Source organism: Modestobacter italicus (assembly GCF_000306785.1).
Lineage (GTDB): Bacteria > Actinomycetota > Actinomycetes > Mycobacteriales > Geodermatophilaceae > Modestobacter > Modestobacter italicus.
This window is the reverse complement of the sequence record NC_017955.1, coordinates 5,050,286-5,074,076: the sequence shown is the minus strand read 5'-3', so window position 1 is coordinate 5,074,076 and position 23,791 is coordinate 5,050,286. Positions and strand designations below refer to the sequence as shown.

Sequence of the window (23,791 nt, the reverse complement as noted above, 5' to 3'; positions counted from 1 at the left end):
TCGTCGGGCGACCTCGGTCAGGTCGTCTGCTTGTCCTTGGGCGTGGCCCGGGCGTCGAGCTGGATCTCCTTCTCGGCGCGCGGCACACCCTCCTTCAGCTCCTTGGTGCGCTCGATCTCGGCGTCGAGCTCGATGCCGAAGAGCAGGGCGAGGTTGATCAGCCAGAACCAGATCAGGAAGATCACCACGCCGGCGAGCGCCCCGTAGGTCTTGTTGTAGCTGCCGAAGTTGGCGACGTAGAAGGCGAACAGCGCCGAGGCGACGACCGCCACCAGGATGGCGACGCCGGCACCGGGGCTGACCCACTTGAAGCCGCGCAGCCGGACGTTCGGCGTCGCATAGTAGAGGACGGCGATCATCAGCGCCAGCAGCACGAGCATGACCGGCCACTTGGCCCACGACCAGATGGTCAGCACGGTGTCGCCGAGGCCGATCGACTGCCCGATGGCGTCGACCACCGGACCGCTCAGCACCAACATCGCCAGGATGAGGGCGGCGAAGAGGATGCCGATCAGCGTGATGAGCAGCTGCAGCGGCTTGAGCTTCCAGACCTTGCGGCCCTCGGGGGTCTCGTAGACGACGTTGGCGGCCCGGGTGAAGGCGCCGACGTAGCCCGAGGCCGACCAGATGGCCGCCGCGACACCGATGATCAGGCCGAGGCTGGCAGCACCCGAGCTGCCCGCGATCTGCTCGATGACCGGGTTGAGGGTGTCGGCTGCCTGCGCCGGGACGACGGCGGTGATGGCGTCGGTGAGCTGCTGCGGGTTGGTCAGCAGCCCGACGATCGACAGCAGCGCCGTCAGCGCGGGGAACAGGGCCAGCACGCCGTAGTAGGTCAGCGAGGCCGCCCAGTCGGTGAGGCCGTCCTCGCTGAACTCCTTGAGGGTCCGCTTGAGCGTGCCGCCCGTGGTGGGCGTCGGGTCGGCGCCGGTCGGCGCGTAGTCCGCCCGCTCCCGGCTGATGTTGTCGTCGCCCGGGGCGGAGTCCTTCTCGCCCGGGGCGGTGTCCTGCGCGGTACCGCCACGCCCGCTCTCGCGGGGGTCGCGTGCGCTTGCTCCGGCCATGCGGGGCCTCCGGTGGTTCTGGCGCGGACAGGTCATCGGTGGAGTGCCCCGGGCCGCGCGTCCCCACGCCTGCACTGGGTGGCAGTTGCGTAACGGTCCGTTCCGCACACCCGGACGCGATGACCGTCACACACTGTTCACCGAAAGAGTCGCTCTGTACGCGATTGACTGGGTGCCGGACCGGGAAGTCACTGCTCGACGAGAGCCGCCGACTTCCCCCGGCGGACCCCGAGAACGACTTTGGAGCACTTGATGGTGATGTGGCCGGCGCTGGCTCTGTTCGGCTTCCTCCTGCTGACCGCCCTGGTGATCGCGATGGGCACGCAGTCCACGGCGCGGTACGAGGCGGAGAAGCGGGCGGCATCCGCCCCCCGGACCCGGAGCACCGCCGTCGAGGCGGCCCGCGCGACCGCGACGGCGACCGCAGCCCTCTAGCCCGGCGGGTCCACCCGCAGCCGACGACGGCGGTCCTCCTCGGAGGGCCGCCGTCGTCGTGTGTGCGGGTGCCTCAGAACCAGTCGCTGCGCATGGTGCGGACCGTTCCGTCCAGCGAGGCCAGCAGGGCCAGTTGCGGACCGACCTTGGGCAGCTCCCAGCGCTGGAAGTACCGCGCCGCCTGACGCTTGCCGTCGTAGAAGTCGCCGTCCCGGCCCTCGGTGGTCAGGGCCTGCTCCAGCCACAGCCAGCCGACGACCACGTGCCCGGCCGCCTCGAGGTAGACCGACGCGTTGGCCAGCGCGACCTCCGGGTCACCGTCGGCCCACAGGGTCGCGGTCACCGCGCCGAGCCGCTGGACCAGGTCGTCGAGGGTCTCGGCGAGGTCGGCCCACTGCGTGCCGGCGGCTCGCTGGGTGGTGGCACCGATCGCCTCGCCCAGGGCGGCCAGCCCGGCGCCGCCGTTCATCACGACCTTGCGGCCGAGCAGGTCCAGCGCCTGGATGCCGTGGGTGCCCTCGTGGATCGGGTTGAGCCGGTTGTCCCGGTAGAACTGCTCGACCGGGTAGTCGCGGGTGTACCCGTAGCCACCGTGCACCTGGATGGCCAGGTCGTTGGCGGCCAGGCACCACTGCGAGGGCCAGCTCTTGGCGATCGGGGTGAGCGTCTCGAGCAGCAGGTGCGCCCGGGCCCGCTCCTCCTCGGTCTCGGCCGTGCGCTCCTCGTCGACCAGCCGGGCGCAGTAGAGACCCAGGGCGAGCCCGCCCTCGACGTAGGACTTCGCGGCCAGCAGCATCCGCCGGACGTCGGCGTGCTCGACGATCGGCACCGGCGGGGCGGCCGGGTCCTTGCCGGCGAGCGCCCGGCCCTGGGTGCGGGTGCGGGCGTAGTCGACGGCGTGCAGGTAGCCGGTGTAGCCGAGCCCCGTGGCGCCCATCCCGACACCGATCCGGGCCTCGTTCATCATGTGGAACATGTAGCTGAGCCCGCGGTGCAGCTCGCCGACCAGGAAGCCGACCGCGCCGGCCTGCCCACCGGGGGTGTGCACGCCCTCGCCGAAGTTCAGCAGGGTGTTCGTCGTCCCGCGGTAGCCCATCTTGTGGTTGAGCCCGGCGAGGACCACGTCGTTGCGCTCGCCGAGGCTGCCGTCGTCGTTGACCAGGAACTTGGGGACGACGAACAGCGAGATCCCCTTCACCCCGGCCGGGCCGCCGGGGACCTTGGCCAGCACCAGGTGGACGATGTTCTCGGTCAGCTCGTGGTCGCCGCCGGAGATCCACATCTTGTTGCCGGTCAGCCGGTAGCTGCCGTCGTCCTGGGGCACGGCGCGGGTGGTGATGTCGGCGAGCGACGAGCCGGCCTGCGGTTCGGACAGCGCCATCGTGCCGAACCAGCGACCCTCGGCCATCGGCGGGACGTAGGTCGCCACCTGCTCCGGCGTCCCGTGCGCGACCAGCAGGTTCGCGTTGGCCATGGTGAGGAACGGGTAGGCCGAGGTGCCGATGTTGGCGGCCTGGAACCACACGTGCACGGCCTGGTTGACGGCCGCCGGGAGCTGCAGCCCGCCCAGCTCCTCGGGCAGCGGCGCGGCGTTCATCCCGGCGTCGGCGAAGACCTTGAGCGCCGCGGCGACCTCGGGGACCAGCTGCACCTTGCCGTCGACGAGGTGCGGCTCGTTCTCGTCGGCCTTCCGGTTGTGCGGCGCGAAGTGCTCGGTGGCGATCTGCTCGGCCAGCTCGAGGACGGCGTCGAACGTCTCCCGCGAGTGCTCGGCGTACCGCGGGCGCTTGGTCAGCGTCTCGACGTCGAGCCACTCGTGCAGCAGGAACTCGAGGTCGCGCGGGGACAGGATCAACGACGGCACAGCGACTCCCGGGACGACGACGATGTCGGGGCGGACGACGGCCCGCCCTCGCCAGGTTAGAACGGCGGCGGGTCGTCGGCGGGTTGCGGTGGTTCGGGTCCAGCGGGTGCTGGCGGTGGTCGCACGCCCGGTGGTCGGGTGGTCCGGGTGACGCCCGACGGCGTGGTCACGGTGAGCACCCCCTCGTCGGTCATCGCGAACCGCCAGCCCGGCGCGAAGGTCTTGAGCCGGTGGTGGGAGCGGCACAGGCAGCACAAGTTGGCGCAGTCGGTCGCCCCGCCGCACGCGGCGCTGATCACGTGGTCGAGGTCGGCCCAGCCGACGCGTTGCCCGCAGTTGGGGAACCGGCACCGGCGGTCCCGGGTGGTGACGAACGCGCGCTGGCGGTCGGTGGGCTCATAGGCCTCGGTCTCCGGCGGCGGGCCGGTCACCGGGCAGCTGCACTCGCTGTCGGGGTGGGTGGTGCAGCCGCGGCGGGCCAGCCGGTCGAGCTCGGCGGGGGTGCGCCCCGATCCGGCGCGGATCACCATCGGCCTTCAGCATCTTGGCCAGCTGGTCGACGATGTCGTAACACTCGACGGCCTCCTCGGCGGGCAGGTCCGCGGCCAGCGTCGCCCGCCCGTCGCTGGCGGAGGGGTACAGGTGCACGTCGGCGGCCTTGTCAGCTTCCTCACGGCGCTGGTCGGCCGCGGCGGCGTCCAGCTGGACCATCAGCTCGGTGGCCCGGGCCTTGAGCCGGGTCACCGCCAGGTCGGTGGCCTCGGGCAGCAGCGCCGCCTCGACCTGCCCGGCGACCTCGGCGCTGGTGTGTTGGAGCACCTCGGCCAGCTGCGCGGCCCGCCGCTCGTCGAGTTCCCCGGCCGCCAGCGCCGTGAACGTCTGCGGCAGCTTCGTCAGCCAGGTGTGCGCCCGGCCGTACAGGTGCGCCGCGGTGCCCCGGCCCACGTTCAGCACCGCCGACAGCTCCGCGGTGAAGAACTCACTGGGCCCGTCGTAACCCTCGTCCACCGCCCAACCCGGCCGGCGGGCACCCGGTGTGCCCGGCGCAGGGTCCTCGGTGGCTGGGCGGGCCGCGGCCATGGACATGATCAGCTCGGCCTCGTAGGCGGCGGTCCTGGCCCGGCCCTGCTGCGCCCGCTGCAGCTCGACGGCCCGCTCCTCATCCGACAGCCACGACGCCGGCGGCCGGGGCCGGGTGACCGGGTGCTCCCACACCAGGTCCACCAGCACCTGCACCCCGCCCTCCGTCATGCACCCAACCTACGGTCGGGGTACGACAGTTCTGGGCGTTCCACCAGGCCGTCTTCGCACCACTGCAGCCCCGGTGCGGGTTCACGCTGTGACGACCTCGGGTATCCGGCGGCCATGCCTCTACCGAAGATCGTCACCCGCGCTGCCGGGCTCGCCGGTGGAGCCGGCGGCAAGGCGCTCGAGCAGCTCCAGCACCTCCGGCTGCCCGGTTTCGGCCAGTCGTCGGTCACCGACGACCCCCGCACCGCAGCCCGCCGCTGGCGCGCCGTCACCGTGCTCACCGACCCCGAGCAGCTGCACACCGCCATCCCCGCACCCCTCGCCGCGTTCGGAGACCGGCTGGACGTGCGGGTCACCCCGGCACCCGGTGACCGCGGAGCCGAGCTGGCCGCCCGCTTCCGCGGCCCGGTGACCCAGGACGAGATCGGTGACCTGCGCGCCGCGCTGCGCGAGTCCAAGGCGCTGGTCGAGGTGGGGGAGGTGCTGCGGGTCGACCCGCAGCCGCACGGCCGGCGAAAGCCGACGCCCCAGGGTGCCGCGCTCGAGGGCATGACCGAGGCCGCGCCGAAGGAGGGTGTGCTGTGAGGGCCGCGACCTGGACGGGCGTCAACGAGGTCTCCGTCGAGACCGTCGACGACCCGCAGCTGCTCAACGACCACGACATCATCGTCAAGGTCCGCAAGACCACCAGCTGCGGCTCCGACCTGCACCTGCTCGGTGGCTACATCCCGTTCATGCGCGCCGGGGACGTGCTCGGCCACGAGTTCATGGGCGAGGTCGTCGAGGTCGGCAGGGGCGTCCGCGAGCGGAAGGTGGGCGACCGCGTCGTCGTCAACTCGTTCATCGCCTGCGGCACCTGCTGGTACTGCAGGCAGGAGCTGTACTCGCTCTGCGACAACGGCAACCCGAACCCCGGCATCACCGAGGGGCTGTGGGGTCAGAGCCCCGGCGGGTGCTTCGGCTACTCGCACGCGGTCGGCGGCTTCGCCGGCAGCCACGCGGAGTACATCCGGGTGCCCTACGGGGACGTCGGCGCGTTCGTCGTCCCGGAGGAGGTCAGCGACCTGCGCGCGCTGTTCGCCTCCGACGCGGTGTCCACCGGCTGGATGGGCGCGGAGCTCGCCGGGACCAAGCCGGGCGACACGGTCGCCGTGTGGGGTGCCGGCGGGGTCGGGCAGATGGCGGCGCGCGCGGCGATGCTGCTGGGTGCTGAGCGGGTCCTGGTCATCGACCGGTTGCCCGAGCGGCTGGCGCAGGTCCGCGACCATGTCGGCGCGGAGGTCATCGACTACTCGACGACCGACGTGATGGCCGAGCTCCGCGAGCTCACCGGCGGCCGCGGCCCCGACGTCTGCATCGAGGCGGTCGGCATGGAGGCCCACAGCCCGGGCGTGCACGGCGCCTACGACCAGGTCAAGCAGCAGCTGCGGCTGCAGACCGACCGGCCCTCCGCCGTCCGGGAGGCTGTCATGGCCTGCCGCAAGGGCGGCAGCGTGTTCGTCCTCGGCGTCTTCGCCGCGGCCGTGGACAAGTTCCCGCTCGGCGCGATGATGAACAAGGGCCTGACCGTCCGCGGTGCGCAGGTCCACGGGCAGCGCTTCATGCCGCGGATCCTGGAGCACATGGCCCGCGGTGAGCTCACCACCGAGCACCTGGCCACCCACGTGATGCCGCTGGAGCAGGCGCCGCGCGGCTACCAGCTGTTCAAGGACAAGGAGGACGGCTGCGTCCGCGCGGTCTTCGAGCCGTGACCGCCGACCGGCGCTGAGACGACGACAGGGCCCCTCCCGCGGGTGCGGGAGGGGCCCTGTCGTGCAGCGGGGTGGGTCAGTCGCGGTGCCGGACGGTCTCGGGCAGGTGGTCGGCCGGGACGCTGTCCAGGCCGGTCGGCTGGTGCGCCCCCGCCTCGTGCCGGCCGCTGCCGGTCGACGGCGGGACGACGGCGGTGGCACCGTGCCGCCCGCTGGAGTCGTCCCGGGTCGGCTGCTCGTCGGTCCGGTCGGCACCGTCGACGGGCGGCTCGACCGACGTCGGGGCAGCGGCACCGGCCGCGTGCTCCGCCGCCAGCACCGGGCCGTCCGCGCCGGCCTCGCCCGAGCTCCCGGCCTGGGCGGCCTGGATGCCGGACTGGGTCCGGAGCGCCAGCTGCGGCAGGAAGATCAGCACGAAGAAGCCGATCGCCACGACGCAGGCCGCGATGAGGAAGACCAGGTCCAGCGTGTCGGCGAAGCCGGCCTTGAACGGGGCGGCCAGCGCCTGGTCGATCGTCTGCACGAACGACGTGTCGCCGAGGTCGCTACCGGCCCCGGAGAGCTGCTGCAGCTGGTCGGGGTTCGCTGCGGCGGCCTGCTGGAACGCCGGGTCGCCCTGGGCGCTGGCGTAGGCGTCGGCGATCCGGCCGGGGAGCGCGCTGAACAGCACGGACAGGAAGACCGCCGTCCCGAGCGTGCCGCCCATCTGCCGGAAGAAGGTCACCGACGAGGTGGCCACGCCGATCTCGCGCGGGCTGACCGCGTTCTGCACCGCCAGGATGACCGGCTGGAAGTTGAAGCCGAGCCCCAGGCCCATGAGCAGCATGAAGGGGACCAGCGCCCAGACCGAGGTGTCCGCGCCGACTATGAAGGACAGCGCGACCAGCGCGGCGACGATGAACACCGTGCCGACCAGCGGGAACACCTTGTACTTGCCCGTCCGGGCGACCGTCTGACCGGCGATGATCGAGCCGGTCATGATGCCCAGCACCAGCGGGATCATCTGCAGGCCGGCCTCGGTGGGGCTGGAGCCGTGCACGATCTGCAGGTACTGCGGGAGCAGCAGGATGCCGCCGAACATGCCGGCGCCCAGCACGATGCTGGATAGGCTGCTGACCGCGAAAGTGCGGTTCTTGAACATCCGCAGCGGCAGCAGGGCCTCGTCCTTGTACGCCCGCTCGGCGAGCACGAAGGCGACGAACCCGACCGCGGCGATCGCGTAGCAGGCCAGCGCGCCGGTGGAGCTCCAGCCCCAGGTGCGGCCCTGCTCGGCGACGATCAGCAGCGGCACCAGGAAGGTGATCAGCGCCAGCGCGCCGGGGAAGTCGATCCGGTGCTCACGCTTGGTGTGCGGCAGGTGCAGCACCTTGAAGACGACGGCGAAGGCCAGGATCCCCAGCGGCACGTTGACGTAGAAGATCCAGCGCCAGCCGGTGATCCCCAGGATCGAGTCCTGGCCGGAGAGGAAGCCGCCGATCACCGGGCCGAGCACGCTCGAGGTGCCGAAGACGGCCATGAAGTAGCCCTGGTACTTCGAGCGCTCCCGCGGCGGCACGATGTCGGCGATGATCGCCAGCGCCAGCGACATCAGGCCACCGGCGCCGATGCCCTGGATCGCCCGGAAGGCGGCCAGCTGGTACATCGAGTCGGCCAGCCCGCAGAGCATCGAACCGACGACGAACACGGCGATGGCGAACAGGTAGAAGCCCCGCCGGCCGTACATGTCGCTCAACTTGCCGTAGAGCGGCGTGGAGATCGTCGAGGTGATCAGGAAGGCCGTCGTCGCCCAGGCCTGCAGGTCGTAGCCCTGGAGGTCGTCCGCGACGGTGCGGATGGCGGTGGAGACCACCGTCTGGTCCAGCGCCGCGAGGAACATGCCGAGCAGCAGGCCCGCCAGGATCGTCATGATCTGCTTGTGGGTGAATCCGCCGGCTGAGTCCGGGGCGGCCGCGGCCACCCGGGCCTCGGCCCGGGCGGTGCGGTCCGTGGTCTGGGTCATCGGTCCTTCTCGGGAGGGTTGACGGCGCCGCCGACGGCAGTGCCCAGGGTGGGGATGAGGTCGTTCAGGCCCCGCACGAAGCGGTGCAGCTGACGGGTGAAGGTGGCGAGCTCGTCGGCGGTCCAGTCGGCCGTGACGCGGGAGAGCACGCTGTCGCGCTCCTGCCGCATCTTCTCGACCTCGGCCTCGCCGGCCGGGGTGACGACGAGCCGGCTGGCGCGCCCGTCCTGCTCGTCGGCCACCCGGCGGACGAGCCCGCGGTCGACCAGCAGCGTCACGTGCCGGCTGACGGTGGAGGGGTCGGCGTGCACCAGCTCGGCCAGCGAGCCCTGGCGGAGCGCGCCGAGCCGGGTGAGCGGGAACAGCAGCACGTGGGCCGCGCGCTCCCGGGCCTCGGGGCCCGAGCCGCTGGTCGCCTGCGCCTTGAACGCGTGCATCACGCGGACCAGCTGCACGAGCTGGTCGGACAGCGACGCCTGCTCGGCATCGGCTGCGGACCCGGCAGCGGGGAGGACGTCGGTCACGGGGGCTCCGGAGGTCAGCGATGGGCGCCACACTGCGCCGGAGGAACAGGTGCACCATACAACCCGTTGTGCGGTGCACGCAATCAGTTGCACGGCGCACGGAGTGTGAGTCGCGCAACGGGCTCGCCGGGGATGGGACCCTGGGAGCAGCACCCTCGAAGGAGAAGCGAGCACCCCGTGACCACCCCGCACGACGACCTCCGGTCGCGGCTGCCCGCGTTGACCCTCGCCGACGAGCACCGGCTCGGACGGCGGCTCGACGGCACCCGGCGCACCAAGGACCCCGCAGCCCGCGCCCGGCAGCGGGAGCGGATCGCCGAGGACGTCGCCGTCGCCGAGGAGCGCATCGCCCGCCGCCGCGCCGCCGTCCCGGTGCTCAGCTACCCGGAGGAGCTGCCGGTCAGCCAGCGGCGCGACGACATCGCCGCCGCGCTGCGCGAGTCGCAGGTGGTCGTGGTGGCCGGCGAGACCGGTTCGGGCAAGACCACCCAGCTGCCGAAGATCCTGCTGGAGCTCGGCCGCGGCGTCCGTGGCCGGATCGGGCACACCCAGCCGCGGCGGATCGCCGCCCGCACGGTGGCCGAGCGGATCGCCGAGGAGATCGGCTCGCCGCTGGGCGACGTCGTCGGCTGGAAGGTCCGGTTCACCGACGAGGTGGGCGACCGGACGCTGGTCAAGCTGATGACCGACGGCGTGCTGCTCGCCGAGGTGCAGCGCGACCGGATGCTGCGCCAGTACGACACGATCATCATCGACGAGGCCCACGAGCGGAGCCTCAACATCGACTTCCTGCTGGGCTACCTGGCCCGGCTGCTGCCCCGCCGTCCGGACCTGAAGCTGGTCATCACCTCCGCGACGATCGACGTCGACCGGATCGCCAAGCACTTCTCGTACGAGGGCAACGAGGTGCCCGTCGTAGAGGTCAGCGGGCGCACCTACCCCGTCGAGGTCCGCTACCGCCCGGTCATCGACCCCGACGACCCGGAGGCCGACGAGGACCGCGACCAGGTCAGCGCCATCGTCGACGCCTGCGCCGAGCTGGTGGCCGAGGGACCCGGGGACGTGCTGGTCTTCCTCGCCGGCGAGCGGGAGATCCGGGACACCGCCGACGCCCTGGGCGAGCGCGGGTTCCCGCACACCGAGGTGCTGCCGCTCTACTCCCGGCTGTCGGCGGCCGAGCAGCACCGGGTCTTCGCGGCGCACACCGGCCGGCGGATCGTGCTGGCCACCAACGTCGCCGAGACGTCGCTGACGGTGCCGGGCATCAAGTACGTCGTCGATCCGGGCACCGCACGCATCTCCCGGTACAGCCATCGCACCAAGGTGCAGCGGCTGCCGATCGAGCCGATCAGCCAGGCCTCGGCCCGGCAGCGCTCCGGCCGGTGCGGGCGCACCAGCGAGGGCATCGCGATCCGGCTCTACACCGAGGACGACTTCGACGCCCGCCCGGAGTACACCGACCCGGAGATCCTGCGCACCAACCTCGCCTCGGTGCTGCTGCAGATGGCCTCCCTCGAGCTGGGCGACGTCGCGGACTTCCCGTTCATCGACCCGCCGGACCGCCGCTCGGTCGCCGACGGGCTGGCGCTGCTCGAGGAGCTCGGCGCGCTCGACGACGCCGGCCGGCTGACCGAGACCGGCCGCTCGCTGGCCGCGCTGCCGCTGGACCCGCGGATCGCCCGGATGGTCGTGGAGGCCGACCGGCGCGGGGTGCTGGAGGAGGTGCTGGTCATCGCCGCCGGGCTCACCGTGCAGGACGTGCGCGAGCGGCCGGCCGAGCACCAGCAGGCCGCCGACGAGCTGCACCGCCGGTTCGCCGACGAGAACTCCGACTTCCTGGGCCTGCTCAACCTCTGGCGGTACCTGGCCGAGCAGCAGGACGCGCTCAGCGGCAACCAGTTCCGGCGCAACGTGAAGCGCGAGTTCCTGCACTACCTGCGGATCCGCGAGTGGCAGGACCTGCACGGCCAGCTGCGCGGCACCGCCCGCCGGCTCGGCATGACCACCGGCGCGCTGGCCACCGAGCCGGACGAGAAGGGCGTGACGGCGTCCCTGCTGGCCGGGCTGCTGTCCCAGATCGGCACCCAGGCCGAAGCGCCCAAGGGCGACAAGCGCCCGTCCCGGGAGTACGTCGGCACCCGGAACACCCGCTTCGTGATCGCGCCGGGCAGCCCGCTGGCGAAGAAACCGCCGCGCTGGGTGGTGGCCGCCGAGCTGGTCGAGACCAGCCGGCTGTTCGCCCGGATGGTGGCGCGGATCGACCCCGAGGTCGTGGAGCGGCTCGCCGACCACCTGGTGAAGCGGCAGTACAGCGAGCCGCGCTGGGACGCCAAGCGCGGCTCGGTGGTGGCCACCGAGCGGGTCACCCTCTACGGCCTGCCGCTCGTCGTCGGCCGGCGGGTGCAGTACGGCTCGATCGACCCGGTGGTCTCCCGCGAGCTGTTCATCCGGCACGCCCTCGTGCAGGGCGAGTGGACGACGCACCACGCCTTCTGGGCGGAGAACGCGCGGGCCATCGAGCGGGTCGCCGAGCTGGAGGAGCGCGCCCGGCGCCGGGACATCCGGGTCGACGACGAGACGCTGTTCGAGCTCTACGACGCGCGGGTCCCCGCCGACGTCGTCTCCACCCGGCACTTCGACCGGTGGTGGAAGCAGGCCCGCCGGGAGACCCCGGACCTGCTCACCTTCACGCCGGAGATGCTCACCAACGCCGCGGCGGCCGGGCAGGTGCAGGCCGAGGACTACCCGGACGAGGTGCGGCTGACCCAGGGACTGACCCTGCCGCTGTCGTACGCATTCGCCCCCGGCGCGGTCGAGGACGGCGTGACCGTCGACGTGCCGCTGGGCGTGCTGGACACCGTCGCCGAGCGGACGTCGGGGGAGTCGCTGGCGTTCACCGTGCCCGGTCAGCGCGCCGAGCTGGTCACCGAGCTGCTGCGCTCGCTGCCCAAGCAGCTGCGCCGCGGGTTGGTGCCCATCCCGGACCGGGTGCGCGAAGTGCTGCCGCACATCGACCCCACCGAGCCGCTGCTGCCGGCGCTGGAGCGCGAGCTGCGCCGGGCCACCGCCGTCACCATCCCGCCGGACGCGTGGCAGCCGGCCGCCGTCCCGGCCCACCTGCGCGCCACCTACCGGGTGCTCGACGACCAGCAGCGCCCGCTCGCCCAGGGCAAGGACCTCACCGCGCTGCGCGCGCAGGTGGCGCCGCAGGCGCGGGCCAGCCTCGCCCGGGCGGCGTCGACGTACGAGCGCACCGGCCAGACGGCCTGGACCTTCGGCGACCTGCCGGCCACGGTGGAGGTGCAGCGCGGCGGGCACGTGGTCACCGCGTTCCCGGCGCTGGTCGACGAGGGCACGACGGTCGGCGTCCGCGTCGTCCCGACCGAGGCCGAGGCGAGCCGGCTGGCCTGGCGCGGAGCCCGCCGGCTGCTCGTGCTGGCCGCCGGCTCACCGGTCAAGCAGGTGGTCAAGGGGCTCTCCCCGCGCACCCGGCTGGCGCTGCAGTTCAACCCCGACGGCGAGATCCCCGACCTGGTCGCCGACTGCGTGGACGCCGCCGCCGACGAGCTGATCGCGGCCGCCGGTGGGCCGCCGCGCACGCAGGCGGCCTTCGAGGCGCTGGTGACCACCGCCCGCGCCGAGCTGCCCGCGCTCACCGCGGACGCCGTGCGCCGGGTCGAGGCGGTGCTCACCCAGGCCCGCGAGGTGGCGGTGGCGATCGGTGCCGCGCCGGGACGGCGGGTGCCCGACGCCGCGATCGCCGACCTGCGCCGGCAGATGACCGGGCTGCTGCACCGCGGGTTCGTGGCCGACGCCGGACGCCGGCGGCTGCCCGACCTGGTCCGCTACCTCACCGCGATGGCGTACCGGCTGGAGAAGCTGCCGGCCAACGCCGCCCGGGACGCGCTCTGGTCCGCGCAGGTCGAGGCGGTGACGAAGGAGTACGAGCAGCTGCGGGCGCGCATCCCGGCCACCGGTGCGCCCGACGACCCGGTCGCCCGGGTGCGCTGGATGGTGGAGGAGCTGCGGGTCGGCCTGTTCGCCCAGACCGTGGGCACGCCCCGGCCGATCTCCGAGCAGCGGGTCTACAAGGCGATCGACCAGCTGTCGGCCTGAGGCCGGGGTTTGCCCGCTCGTCCGGCCGGGGACCGTCGGGGGGACAGCGACCGCGAGACGAAGGAGTCCTCGATGAGCGAGAACACCAACCTCACCCAGGCCGGCGAGGGCCTCTCCGACCAGGAGATGGTGGAGGTCGTCGCCGGGCAGACCGACAGCGCCTCGGAGAACGCCGACGAGGCCGGCAAGGACTGGAACGGCGAGGCGGCCGAGACGCCGCAGCCGTCCGCCGCCACCGACCCGCAGGCCTGACCGGTCAGCGCCGCGGCGCCGTCCGCACCCCGGCCGGAACGTCCTGGAGCACCTCGTCCAGGGCGCCGTCGGGGTCGAGGACGGCGTCGCGCGACGCGCCCCAGCCGGCCAGGCCCATCGGCACCAGCAGGACCAGCAGCAGCCCCATCGGCCAGCCCCAGGCACCCGTCGCGTCATGCAGCGCGCCGAGCACGACCGGCCCGGCGGCGGCGACCAGGTAACCCACGCACTGCGCGACACCGCCCAGCCGGGCGGCCACCAGTGGGGTGGCGCTGCGCAGCACGATCAGCGTGAGGGCCAGCGCGAAACCGCTGCCCTGGGCGAGCCCGAACAGCGCCACCCAGACGACCGTCCCGGAGTCCGGCGCCACCAGCAGCCCGGTCAGCCCGCCCACGTAGGCGACCAGGACGGCGACGACGAGCGATCGCTGGGTCCGCATCCGGCCGGCCACCGCGGGCGCGAGCAGCGCGCCGGCGGCCCCTACCACGTTCGACACGGCCAGCAGGAGACCGCCCTCGCCGACCGGCACGCCCGCGTCGGCCAGCAGGGTCGGGAGCCAGGCGGCGACCGAGTAGAACTGCACGCTCTGCAGCCCGAGGAAGGCCGTGACCTGCCGGGCCAGCGGGCGCCGCAGCAGCGTCCACGAGCCAGCGTCGTCCGGTGCGGTCCGGGTGCCGCGGATCCCGGCGACCGGCACCCAGAGCACCACCGCGATCAGCGCCAGCACCAGCCAGGACGCCAGCGCCACCCGCCAGCCCGCGCCCAGCGCCAGCCCGATCGGCACCGTGAGCCCGGCGGCCGCGGCGGCGCCGATGTTCAGCGAGGCGGAGTAGGCGCCCATCACCGCGCCGGGGCGGGTGAACTCGCGCTTGACGTAGGCGGGCATCAGCACGTTCGCGATGGCGATCGCCGCCCCGGCGACCAGGCTCCCGCCGTAGAGCAGCCACACCGGGTCCAGCAGGCGCAGCGCGATCCCCGCGACCAGCAGCAGCAACGACGCGGCCACCGCCGTCTCCAGCCCGATCCGGCGGGCCAGCCGGGGCGCCACCGGGGCGAAGGCGCCGAAGCAGAGCACCGGCAGGGTGGTGAGCAGGCCGGCCAGCGCGCTGGACAACCCGGTGTCGGCGCGCAGGTCGGTGAGCACCGGCGCCACGCCCACCACCGCGGGGCGCTGGTTCAGCGCGACCACAACGATGGCGACGACCAGCAGCACCACCCCGCCGCGCGAGCGCTGCCCGTGCTGCGCGCGGTCGGTCACCGGACCAGCAGATCACAGGCGCGTCGGCGCGAGGCGGTGTGTCCCGGCTCACACACTTCTGCCATTGTGACCCCGGCACCGCTGGCACCAGGACAGGAGAGCGCATGAGCATCCTCGGGACCCGGGTGGTCCGTACAGAGGACCCGTTGTTCCTCACCCGTGGGGCGGTCTACACCGACGACCTCGTCGACGAGCGGCTGACCGGCGCGCTGCACGCGACGTTCGTCCGCTCCCAGGTGGCCCACGGCCGGCTGCTGTCGGTGGACACCTCGGCCGCCCTCGAGGCGCCCGGGGTGGTCGCGGTCGTGACCGCCGCGGACGTGACCGACCTGGTCGCCATCCCCCCGCCGTTCCCCTTCATCAACGAGGCGATGACCCGACCGTGGCTGGCGTCGGACCGGGTCCGCTTCGTCGGTGACCCGATCGCGGTCGTGCTGACCGAGGAGCGGTACCAGGGCGAGGACGCCGCCGAGCTGGTGGTCGTCGACATCGACCCGCTGCCGGCGGTGGTCGGCACCGCCGCGGCCGCCGCCGACGAGGTGCTGCTGTTCCCGGAGGCGGGCACCAACGTGATGGCCTCGTTCGGCGAACCCGCGACGGCCGACTTCTTCGACGGCTGCGAGGTCGTCGTCACCCAGGCACTGGTCAACCAGCGGGTGGCCCCGGTGCCGCTCGAGGGCCGGGCCGCGGCGGCCGCCTGGAGCGCCGACGGCAGGCTCACCGCGTGGTGCACCAACCAGGGCGCCCAGCAGGCGCGCGGCCAGTTCGGTGACTGGCTGGAGATGGACCCCGACCTCATCCACCTGATCACCCCCGACGTCGGCGGCGGGTTCGGCGCGAAGATCGGCGCCGACCCGGAGTACGCCTTCGTCGCCTGGCTGGCCAAGCACGTCGGCCGTCCGGTCCGCTGGGCGGAGAGCCGCTCGGAGAACATGATCGGGATGCTGCACGGCCGGGCGCAGGACCAGGTCGTCACGATCGGCGGCCGCCGGGACGGCACGGTGGAGGCATACAGCCTGGTCTTCGACCAGGACTGCGGCGCCTACCCCCGGCTCGGGGCCGTGCTGCCCACCCTGACGATGCTCATGGCGCCGGGCGTCTACGCGTTCCCGAAGGTGCACGCCCAGGGCCGCGCGCTGGCCACCACCACCACGTCCATCGGTGCGTACCGGGGCGCCGGCCGGCCGGAGGCCACCGCGGCCGTCGAGCGGGCCATCGACCTGTTCGCGGCCGAGATCGGGATGGACCCGGCGGAGGTGCGCCGGAAGAACCTGCTGCCCGCGTTCTCCGAGCCGCACACCACGCCGATGGGCGCGACCTACGACAACGGCGACTACACGACCGCGCTGGACAAGGCGCTCGAGGCGGCCGGGTACGACGAGCTGCGCGCCGAGCAGGCCCGGCGCCGGGAGGCCGGTGAGGTCCGCCAGCTGGGCATCGGGTTGTCGGTGTACGTGGAGATCACCGGCGCCGACAACGGCGCGGGCACCAAGGAGGCCGCCTCGCTGGAGGTCCACGCCGACGGCACGGCCACCGTGCTCACCGGGACGTCGCCGCACGGGCAGGGCCACGCCACCGCCTGGGCGATGATCGCCAGCGACCAGCTCGGCATCCCCGTGGAGAAGATCACCGTGCTCCACGGCGACACCGACCTGGTGCCGCAGGGCGGGGGCACCATGGGCTCGCGCAGCCTCCAGCAGGGCGGCGCGGCGGTGCACCAGGCCGCCGAGGAGCTCATCGAGGAGGCCCGGCGCCGCGCCGCCGAACGGCTCGAGGTCGACCCGGCGGACCTCGTCGTCGACCTGGGGCTCGCCGGCCTGGCGGTGCGCGGTACGCCGGGCGCCGTCGTCACGTTCGCCGAGCTGGCCGGCGACGAGCGGCTGCTGGTCGCCACCATGTTCGAGGCCAACGCGCCGACCTTCCCGTTCGGCGCGCACGTGGCGGTGGTGGAGATGGACGTCGAGTCGGGCAAGGCGCAGCTCACCCGGCTGGTGGCCGTCGACGACGCCGGCACCGTCATCAACCCGCTCATCGCCGAGGGGCAGCGGCACGGCGGCTTCGCGCAGGGCGTCGCCCAAGCGTTGCTCGAGGAGGTCCTCTACGACGAGGACGGCAACCCGACGACGTCCACGCTGGCCGACTACCCGTTCGTCTCGGCGACCGAGCTGCCCAGCTTCGAGCTCGTCGACATGGCCACGCCCACCCCGATGAACCCGCTCGGCGCCAAGGGCATCGGCGAGGCCGGGACCATCGGCTCGACCCCGGCGGTGCAGAACGCCGTCATCGACGCCGTGGCGCACCTCGGCGTCCGGCACGTCGACATGCCCGTCACCCCCATGCGCGTCTGGCGGGCCGTACAGCAGGCCGCGCACCCCGAGCAGCAGGAGGGCAACTGATGCAGGTCTCCATCACCGTCAACGGTGAGCAGCGCACCGACGAGGTCGAGCCGCGGCTGCTGCTGTGCCACTACCTGCGGGAGGTGCGCGGGCTCCGGGCGACGAACGTCGGCTGCGACTCGACGTCCTGCGGGGCGTGCACGGTCATCGTCGACGGGCTCAGCGTCAAGAGCTGCACGGTGCTCGCCGCGCAGACCGACGGCGGGCAGGTCACGACCCTCGAGGGGCTGTCCGGTCCGGACGGCGAGCTGCACCCCGTGCAGGCCGCCTTCCGGGCCGAGCACGGCCTGCAGTGCGGGTTCTGCACCCCGGGCATGGTGATGGCCGCCGTCGGGGTGCTGGCCGACAACCCCGACCCGACCGACCGCGAGGTCCGGGAGGGGCTGGAGGGCAACCTCTGCCGCTGCACCGGCTACCACAACATCGTCCGGGCGGTGCTGACCGCGGCGAAGGCCGGGCCGGCTGCCGGGCAGGTCCCGCAGGCGCAGGAGGTAGAAGCATGATCCCGTCGACGTTCGACTACGTGAAGGTGCGGTCGGTCGACGAGGCGCTCGCCGCGCTGGCCGAGCACGGGGAGGACGCCAAGCTGCTGGGCGGCGGGCACTCGCTGCTGCCGATCATGAAGCTGCGGCTGGCCATCCCCACGGTGCTGATCGACCTCGGCGGGATCACCGACCTGTCCTACGTGCGGGTCGACGGGGACGAGGTCGCCATCGGCGCCGGCACCCGGCTGTTCGAGGTGGAGCGCGACGAGGTGGTCCGCACCGAGGTGCCGCTGCTGTCCCACGTGGCCGGCCGGGTGGGCGACCCGCAGGTGCGGCACCGGGCCACCGTCGGCGGGACGGTGGCGCACAGCGACCCCGCGTCGGACGTGCCGACGGGGCTGCTCGCGCTCGGTGGCAGCGTGGTCGTGCAGGGGCCGGGAGGACGCCGGGCCATCCCGGTGACCGCCTGCTGGACCGGCTTCTTCGAGACCGACATCGCCTGGGACGAGGTGGTCGTGGAGGTCCGGGTGCCGCGCACCGGGTCGGCCGGCTGGGGCTACGAGAAGTTCACCCGCCGGGAGAACGACTGGGCGATCGTGGCGGCGGCTGCGGTCGACGGCCGGGTCGCGCTGGCCAACATGGCCGGCACGGTGGTGCGGGCGACGGCGACCGAGGAGGCGCTGGCCCGCGGGGCGTCGATCGCCGAGGCGGCGGAGCTCGCGGACCAGGGCACGTCCCCGGGCTCGGACATGCACGCGGACGCCGACTACCGCCGGCACCTGGCCCGCCTGCTCACCCGCCGCGCCCTGGAGTCCGCCGCCGCTGCCTGACCCGGTTTCGGCGCCGAAACCTGGTTCGGTTTCGGCGCCGAAACCGGCGTCTCCCGTCAGCCGGCGGGGGTGAGCATGCCGGCGCCGACGGTGGCGTTGGTGGCCTCGTCGATGAGGATGAAGCGGCCGGTGACCCGGTTGCGGTGGTAGTCGTCGACGAACAGCGGCTGGGTGGTGCGCAGCCGCACCCGGCCGATGTCGTTGAGCCCGAGCTGCGGTGCGTCGGTCTCCCGGTGCAGCGTGTTCACGTCCAGCCGGTACTGCAGCTCCTTGACCATCGCGCGCACCGTGCGGGTGGTGTGCTTGACCGCCAGCCGCATCCGCGGCACCAGCGGGGTGTCGGCCATCCAGCAGACCAGCGCGTCGAGGTCCTGGGTGACCTGCGGGGCGTTGTGCGGCCGGCAGATCAGGTCACCACGGGAGACGTCGAGGTCGTCGCTGAGCCGCACGGTCACCGACATCGGCGGGAAGGCGGCGTCCACCGGGCCGTCCGGGCCGTCGATGCCGGCGATCGTCGTGGTCAGCCCGCTGGGCAGCACCTGCACCTCGTCGCCGGGGCGCAGCACGCCGGCGGCCACCCGTCCGGCGTAGCCGCGGTAGTCGTGGAACGCGTCGGACTGCGGCCGGATCACGTACTGCACCGGGAACCGGGTGTCGACGAGGTTGCGGTCGCTGGCCACGTGCACGTGCTCGAGGTGGTGCAGCAGCGAGGTCCCCTCGTACCAGGGCATGTTCGCCGAGCGGGTCACCACGTTGTCACCCTGCAGCGCCGAGATGGGCACCACGGTGAGGTCCGGGACGTCGAGCTTGGTGGCGAAGGCGGAGAACTCGTCGCGGATCCGCTCGAAGACCTCCTCCGACCAGTCGACGAGGTCCATCTTGTTGACCGCCACGACCAGGTGCGGCACCCGCAGCAGCGAGGCGAGGAAGGCGTGCCGGCGGCTCTGCTCGACCATGCCCTTGCGGGCGTCGACCAACACGATCGCCAGGTCCGCGGTCGAGGCGCCGGTGACCATGTTCCGGGTGTACTGCACGTGCCCGGGGGTGTCGGCGAGGATGAAGGTGCGCCGCGGCGTGCTGAAGTAGCGGTAGGCGACGTCGATGGTGATGCCCTGCTCGCGCTCGGCCCGCAGCCCGTCGGTGAGCAGCGCCAGGTCCACGTAGTCGCCGCGGCTGGCCCGCTCGATCGCGGCGTACTGGTCCTCGAACACCGCCTTGCTGTCGAACAGCAGCCGGCCGATCAGCGTGCTCTTGCCGTCGTCGACCGAGCCGGCGGTGGCGATGCGCAGGATGTCCTTGCGGGCGTGCGCGATCTCCGCAGCCGCCTCGGCGACGGCGGAGTGGACGTCGATGGGGGCGGCCATCAGAAGTACCCCTCCTTCTTGCGGTCCTCCATGGCGGCGTCGCTGACCTTGTCGTCGCCCCGGGTGGCGCCGCGCTCGGTCAGCCGGGTCACCGCGATCTCGGCGATGACCTCCTCGACGTTGCCCGCGGTGGAGCGGACCGCGGCGGTCAGGTTCGCGTCGCCGACCGTGCGGTAGCGGACGCTCTCGTGCAGCACCGGCTCGCCGTCCCGCGGCGTGATGAACTCGTTGACCGCGTAGAGCATCCCCTGGCGGTCGACGACGTCGCGCTCCTTGGCGAGGTAGAGCTGCGGGATGGCGATCTCCTCCTGGGCGATGTAGCCCCAGATGTCCAGCTCGGTCCAGTTGGACAGCGGGAACACCCGGATGGACTCGCCGAGGTGGGTGCGGCCGTTGTACAGGTCCCACAGCTCGGGCCGCTGGTTCTTCGGGTCCCACTGGCCGAACTCGTCGCGGAAGGAGAACACCCGCTCCTTGGCGCGGGCCTTGTCCTCGTCCCGGCGGGCGCCGCCGAACAGGGCGGTGAAGCCGTGCTCCTCGACGGCGTCGAGCAGCACCGGGGTCTGGATCCGGTTGCGGGAGCCGTTGGGCTCCTCGCGGACCGTGCCGGCGGCGATCGCGTCGGGAACGGAGGCGACGACGAGCTCCACGCCGAGCTCGGCGACCCGCTTGTCGCGGAACTCCAGCACCTCGGGGAAGTTCAGCCCCGTGTCGACGTGCATCACCGGGAACGGGATGCGGGCCGGGGCGAAGGCCTTGCGCGCCAGCTCCAGCATGACGATGGAGTCCTTGCCGCCGGAGAACAGCAGCACCGGGCGCTCGGACTCGGCGGCCACCTCGCGCAGCACGTGGATGGACTCGGCCTCCAGCGTCTGCAGCTGGGTGAGCCGGTGGTCGGCGGTGGTCACGCTGGAGGGCTCCCGGGAGTCGGGGACGACGGCAGGTGCCGCCCGGACGGCGACGTCTTCGAGCGGGGCAACCCGATCGGCATGATGCGGATTCCCCGCCCAGTGTCCGTCATGACCCCCGCGGCGTTGCCGTGCGGTCGGTCACCCCCCGTCGACCACCGCCGCGGTGTCGTCGGGCCGGTGGGGTCGGGACGGCCGGCCGGCGGCGTCGGTGATCGCGCTGAAGTAGGCCTCCACCTGCGCGGGGCGCGGGGTCACCCACATGCCACTCGCCTGGACGAGGGGCTGGTCCGGCGCCTCGGCCAGCGCGATCGAGCCGGCGATGGTGACCCGCCGGCCGCGGCTGTCGCCGACCGCCGCGCGCACCAGCAGGGCCGTGCCCAGCGGCACCGGCCGGCGGTAGTCCAGCTCGAGTCGGCCGGTCATGCCCCACAGCCCGGCGGCGTGCGCCGCCGCGCTGAGCACCTGGTCCAGCACCAGCGCGCTCATCCCGCCGTGCACGTAGCTGGGCGGCCCCTCGTAGGGCGGCCCGAGGACCGCCTCCGCCTCGACGCCGCCGTCCACCCGCCGGATGGCCAGCGGCGGGGCCAGCGCGCTGCCCACCCCGCTGACCGGGTTGAACACCCGGCGGAACTGCGCCGGGTCGTCCAGCGCGGGCAGCTGGTCCAGGCCGCGCCGCGACTCCGCCAGGGCGGCGGTCACCTCCCTGGCCCGGGCCGCGGCGGCGCGCAGCCCGGCCGGGCCGACCGTCGTCGTCACCGAGGCCGCGACCAGCTCGCGCAGCGCGGTGCCCAGCTCGGTGACGGCCGCCAGCAGCTCCGCCTCGTCCGTCGTCCCGTCGATCGCCACGGGGCGATTGCACCAGCCAGCGGGGTCCGCCGCCGCTCAGGAGGGCGTCGGCTCCGCGGTCGGGGGGATCGGCGGACCGGACCGGGGCAGCCGGACGGTGAACGTCGCGCCCTGGCCGGGGGCGGTGGTGAGGTCCACGGTGCCGCCGTGCGCCGCCACCAGCGACGCGACGATGGACAACCCCAGCCCGGTCCCGCCGGCGGCGCGGGTGCGCGAGGAGTCGGCCCGGTAGAACCGCTCGAACACGCGCTCCGCGTCGGCCGGTGCGAGCCCGGGGCCCTCGTCGCTGACGGTCAGCACGACGGAGTCGGCGTCGTCCTCGGACAGCCGCACGGTCACCCGGGCGTCGACCGGGGTGTGGGTGAGGGCGTTGGTGACCAGGTTGCCGACCACCTGCCGCAGCCGGGCCTCGTCGCCGGTCACCACGGGCACGTCGGTCAGCGAGGGGTCCAGCAGCAGGCTCAGCGGCCGGTCGGGCTGGACGGCGCGGGCGTCGTGGACGGCGTCCCCGGCGAGCTCGGCGAGGTCCACCGGCCCGAGGGTCAGCGGGCGCTGCTGGTCCAGCCGGGCCAGCTGCAGCAGGTCCTCGACCAGCATCCCCATCCGGGTCGCCTCGGCCTCGATGCGCTGCATGATCCGGCCGGTGTCCTCCGGGCCCTGGACCGCGCCCTGCCGGTGCAGTTCGGCGAAGCCGCGGATCGAGGTGAGCGGGGTGCGCAGCTCGTGGCTGGCGTCGGCGACGAACCGGCGCATCCGCGTCTCGGAGGCGCGGGCCTGCTCCTCGGAGGCCTGCTGGGCACGGAAGGAGCTCTCGATCCGGCCGAGCATCCCGTTGAGCGCCGCCGACAGCCGCCCGACCTCGGTCCGGTGGTCGGCGACCGGGACGCGGCGGGACAGGTCGCCGGCCGCGATCGCCTGCGCGGTGTGCTCGACCTCGCGCAGCGGCCGCAGGCTGTTGCGCACCAGCATGTAGCCGGCGATGGCCATCACCGCCAGGACCAGCGCACCGACCGCCAGTTCGGTGCGGATCAGCCGGGAGAGCAACGCCTGGTCGGCCCCGACGTCCTGGCCCACGACGACGGTGAGGCCGTTGTCAGGCTGCACCACGACCAACCGCCAGGACGTCTTGCCGTCCTCCGAGCGCCGGATGAAGGTCTTACCCCCCTTCTGGGCTGCCTCGTCGGCGGTCAGGTTGCCCAGGTCGGGGACAGAGCCGCCGACGGGGGCCAGTTCCCCGTAGACCCCGTCAGCGTCCAGGCACGCCAGGTAGAGGCCCTGGCCGGCGTACGGCAGGCCGCTGGGGCTGGTGCACTGGACCTCCGCCAGCCGGGTCTTGTAGACGATGTACTGCGCGTCCGTTCGGAGTGCGATCTCTTGCTGCTCGGCGAGGTAACCGCGCAGCAGTGAGGTGGCGGCGCCGCCGGTGGCCGCCAGCGCCAGGGTGACCAGCGCGACCAGCAGCGCCACCAACGTGACCCGCAGCGGCACCCGGTCGCCCCAGGTCCGCCGGCCCGAGGCGGAGGTGTCGGACGGCGGGCCCGAGCTCAGTTCCCCGGCCGACGCACCGGGGTCGGCGGCCGGGGGACTGGTCGCCTGTGCGGTCACGAGCCGCGGGGGAGGCGCAGGGAGTAGCCCACCCCGCGCAGCGTGTGCAGCAGCCTCGGCTCGGTCGTGTCGACCTTGCGCCGCAGGTAGGAGATGTAGGACTCCACGACGTTGGCCTCGCCGTTGAAGTCGTAGTTCCACACGTGGTCGAGGATCTGCGCCTTGGACAGAACCCGGCCGGCGTTGGTCATCAGGTAGCGCAGCAGCTTGAACTCGGTGGGGGAGAGGCTGACCAGCTTCCCGGCCTTAAGGACCTCGTGGCTCTCCTCGTCCAGCTCGATGTCGGCGAAGGTGAGCCGCGGCGCCTCGGTGGCGCGCTGCACGCCCTGGCTGCGCCGCAGCACCGCCCGGATGCGGGCCAGCACCTCGTCCAGGCTGAACGGCTTGGTGACGTAGTCGTCCCCGCCGAGGGTCAGCCCGGTGACCTTGTCGTCGGCCGCGTCGCGCGCGGTGAGGAACAGCACCGGGGTGTGCGTGCCGTTCTGACGCAACCTCCGGACGACGCCGAACCCGTCGAGCCCGGGCATCATCACGTCGAGCACGAGCAGGTCGGGCCGGAACTCGGCGGCGACGGCGAGCGCCTGCTGCCCGTCGGAGGCCACGGCCACCTCGAAGCCCGCGTAGCGCAGGCTGGCCGAGAGCAGCTCCCGGATGTTCGGTTCGTCGTCGACCACGAGCAGTCGCGCCTCGGGCTGCTGCGCGCCCCCGGCGCGCGAGCTGGTGGCGGACACGACCCCTCCCGATGGACCCTGTGCGGCCGCAGTCGTCATGCCGCCAGGGTGCGGTGCCCGGCTGCAGCTGCGCTGGACGCTACCTGTGAGAAGGCTGGGCGAGGGGCCC

The 23,791-nt window shown here is 73.3% G+C and carries 17 protein-coding genes and 2 pseudogenes; 8 read left to right on the top strand and 11 right to left on the bottom strand.

The window, feature by feature from the left end; translation table 11 throughout:
• Positions 1-17 precede the first annotated feature (17 nt).
• Positions 18-1,064 (bottom strand): YihY/virulence factor BrkB family protein, encoded by a 1,047-nt coding sequence (locus MODMU_RS24090; RefSeq protein WP_014743016.1) that lies wholly within the window; start codon positions 1,062-1,064, stop codon positions 18-20.
• 252 nt (positions 1,065-1,316) lie between these two features.
• Here MODMU_RS24090 and MODMU_RS24085 point away from each other — a divergent pair, with 252 nt between their 5' ends.
• Positions 1,317-1,499: a hypothetical protein gene (locus MODMU_RS24085; protein ID WP_014743015.1), complete on the top strand. Its 183-nt coding sequence runs from the start codon at positions 1,317-1,319 to the stop codon at positions 1,497-1,499.
• 73 nt (positions 1,500-1,572) lie between these two features.
• Here MODMU_RS24085 and MODMU_RS24080 read toward each other — a convergent pair whose 3' ends face one another.
• Both MODMU_RS24080 and MODMU_RS24075 read right to left on the bottom strand, forming a co-directional pair.
• Entirely contained in the window at positions 1,573-3,363 is a 1,791-nt protein-coding gene (locus MODMU_RS24080; RefSeq protein ID WP_014743014.1) for an acyl-CoA dehydrogenase, read from the bottom strand.
• A gap of 56 nt (positions 3,364-3,419) precedes the next feature.
• Positions 3,420-4,614 (bottom strand): annotated as a pseudogene (locus tag MODMU_RS24075) (HNH endonuclease signature motif containing protein).
• Positions 4,615-4,728: 114 nt separating this feature from the next.
• Between MODMU_RS24075 and MODMU_RS24070 the strand changes: the two are divergent.
• Positions 4,729-5,199: a hypothetical protein gene (locus tag MODMU_RS24070; protein ID WP_014743011.1), complete on the top strand. Its 471-nt coding sequence runs from the start codon at positions 4,729-4,731 to the stop codon at positions 5,197-5,199.
• Positions 5,196-6,365 carry a zinc-dependent alcohol dehydrogenase gene (locus MODMU_RS24065; RefSeq protein WP_014743010.1) on the top strand — a complete coding sequence of 390 codons (1,170 nt, stop codon included), beginning with the start codon at positions 5,196-5,198 and terminating at the stop codon, positions 6,363-6,365. Before MODMU_RS24070 ends, MODMU_RS24065 begins: the two co-directional genes overlap by 4 nt.
• Before the next feature lie 76 nt (positions 6,366-6,441).
• On the opposite strand, the gene MODMU_RS24060 is transcribed toward MODMU_RS24065, so the two are convergent.
• Together MODMU_RS24060 and MODMU_RS24055 are read right to left on the bottom strand one after the other, a co-directional pair.
• The gene (locus tag MODMU_RS24060; protein ID WP_014743009.1) at positions 6,442-8,364 is read right to left on the bottom strand and encodes an MDR family MFS transporter; all 1,923 of its coding nucleotides are present in this window, start codon (positions 8,362-8,364) and stop codon (positions 6,442-6,444) included.
• Complete coding sequence (locus MODMU_RS24055; RefSeq protein ID WP_014743008.1) at positions 8,361-8,888, bottom strand: MarR family winged helix-turn-helix transcriptional regulator; 528 nt, start codon at positions 8,886-8,888, stop codon at positions 8,361-8,363. Before MODMU_RS24055 ends, MODMU_RS24060 begins: the two co-directional genes overlap by 4 nt.
• A gap of 177 nt (positions 8,889-9,065) precedes the next feature.
• Here MODMU_RS24055 and hrpA point away from each other — a divergent pair, with 177 nt between their 5' ends.
• Positions 9,066-13,004: an ATP-dependent RNA helicase HrpA gene (hrpA, locus tag MODMU_RS24050; RefSeq protein ID WP_014743007.1), complete on the top strand. Its 3,939-nt coding sequence runs from the start codon at positions 9,066-9,068 to the stop codon at positions 13,002-13,004.
• A 72-nt stretch (positions 13,005-13,076) separates the two neighbouring features.
• Positions 13,077-13,256: a hypothetical protein gene (locus MODMU_RS24045; RefSeq protein ID WP_014743006.1), complete on the top strand. Its 180-nt coding sequence runs from the start codon at positions 13,077-13,079 to the stop codon at positions 13,254-13,256.
• 4 nt (positions 13,257-13,260) lie between these two features.
• Here MODMU_RS24045 and MODMU_RS24040 read toward each other — a convergent pair whose 3' ends face one another.
• Positions 13,261-14,514: a CynX/NimT family MFS transporter gene (locus tag MODMU_RS24040; protein WP_014743005.1), complete on the bottom strand. Its 1,254-nt coding sequence runs from the start codon at positions 14,512-14,514 to the stop codon at positions 13,261-13,263.
• 104 nt (positions 14,515-14,618) lie between these two features.
• Between MODMU_RS24040 and MODMU_RS24035 the strand changes: the two genes are divergently transcribed.
• The 3 genes from MODMU_RS24035 to MODMU_RS24025 are packed head-to-tail and all read left to right on the top strand — an operon-like array spanning position 14,619 to position 18,225.
• The gene (locus tag MODMU_RS24035) at positions 14,619-16,910 is read left to right on the top strand and encodes a xanthine dehydrogenase family protein molybdopterin-binding subunit (protein WP_014743004.1); all 2,292 of its coding nucleotides are present in this window, start codon (positions 14,619-14,621) and stop codon (positions 16,908-16,910) included.
• A complete protein-coding gene (locus tag MODMU_RS24030) occupies positions 16,910-17,413 on the top strand; it encodes a (2Fe-2S)-binding protein (RefSeq protein ID WP_014743003.1) in 504 nt (167 codons plus the stop codon). Before MODMU_RS24035 ends, MODMU_RS24030 begins: the two co-directional genes overlap by 1 nt.
• Positions 17,410-18,225: an FAD binding domain-containing protein gene (locus tag MODMU_RS24025; protein WP_014743002.1), complete on the top strand. Its 816-nt coding sequence runs from the start codon at positions 17,410-17,412 to the stop codon at positions 18,223-18,225. Before MODMU_RS24030 ends, MODMU_RS24025 begins: the two co-directional genes overlap by 4 nt.
• Positions 18,226-18,281: 56 nt before the next feature.
• Here MODMU_RS24025 and MODMU_RS24020 read toward each other — a convergent pair whose 3' ends face one another.
• From MODMU_RS24020 to MODMU_RS24000, 5 genes and pseudogenes are all read right to left on the bottom strand, one after another.
• Positions 18,282-19,589, bottom strand: coding sequence for a sulfate adenylyltransferase subunit 1 (locus MODMU_RS24020; RefSeq protein WP_014743001.1), 1,308 nt, complete (start codon positions 19,587-19,589; stop codon positions 18,282-18,284).
• Positions 19,589-20,512: pseudogene (gene cysD, locus MODMU_RS24015) on the bottom strand (sulfate adenylyltransferase subunit CysD); the annotation flags it as partial. The gene MODMU_RS24020 and the pseudogene cysD, both read right to left, overlap by 1 nt.
• A gap of 126 nt (positions 20,513-20,638) precedes the next feature.
• Positions 20,639-21,346 (bottom strand): PaaI family thioesterase, encoded by a 708-nt coding sequence (locus MODMU_RS24010; protein WP_014742999.1) that lies wholly within the window; start codon positions 21,344-21,346, stop codon positions 20,639-20,641.
• Positions 21,347-21,382: 36 nt separating this feature from the next.
• A complete protein-coding gene (locus MODMU_RS24005; protein WP_014742998.1) occupies positions 21,383-22,951 on the bottom strand; it encodes a sensor histidine kinase in 1,569 nt (522 codons plus the stop codon).
• Positions 22,948-23,682 (bottom strand): response regulator transcription factor, encoded by a 735-nt coding sequence (locus tag MODMU_RS24000; RefSeq protein WP_014742997.1) that lies wholly within the window; start codon positions 23,680-23,682, stop codon positions 22,948-22,950. The genes MODMU_RS24005 and MODMU_RS24000 overlap by 4 nt, the downstream gene beginning before the upstream one ends.
• Positions 23,683-23,791: the final 109 nt, after the last annotated feature.